This is a genomic window from Sphingomonas sp. CFBP 13714 (assembly GCF_014842205.1).
Taxonomy (GTDB): domain Bacteria; phylum Pseudomonadota; class Alphaproteobacteria; order Sphingomonadales; family Sphingomonadaceae; genus Sphingomonas; species Sphingomonas aerolata.
In genome coordinates, this window is record NZ_JACYVG010000044.1 from 1 (window position 1) to 291 (window position 291).

At 57.0% G+C, this 291-nt stretch carries 1 protein-coding gene; it reads left to right on the plus strand.

The window, feature by feature from the left end:
- Positions 1–263, plus strand: a 263-nt coding sequence (locus IFT54_RS20300; protein ID WP_206758153.1) for a hypothetical protein, incomplete at its 5' end; no start/stop codon positions are given.
- Positions 264–291 lie beyond the last annotated feature (28 nt).

Below are 291 nucleotides of genomic sequence, written 5' to 3' on the forward strand. Positions count from 1 at the left end.
TCGATTTTAAAAAACCCATTCACAATGTCAAATACGGGTCGTCTCGACCCAATCACCGCGCTCTCGCACGGCGAACCGTTTCTCTTCATCATCTGGATATGGTTGGCGTGTCGCCTCAAGCCCGCGCGCCGTCAGTCGCAGCCAAGCTGCGCCTTGTGGCGCGCTTTGTTGCGCTGGCCGGTCTTGACGAAGTGTGCAGCAGCTTGCGCTGCTTCATCTCTTCGTCTGCGACTTGGTGGAGCCTATCGGGATCGAACCGATGACCTGATGCTTGCAAAGCAACCGCTCTCC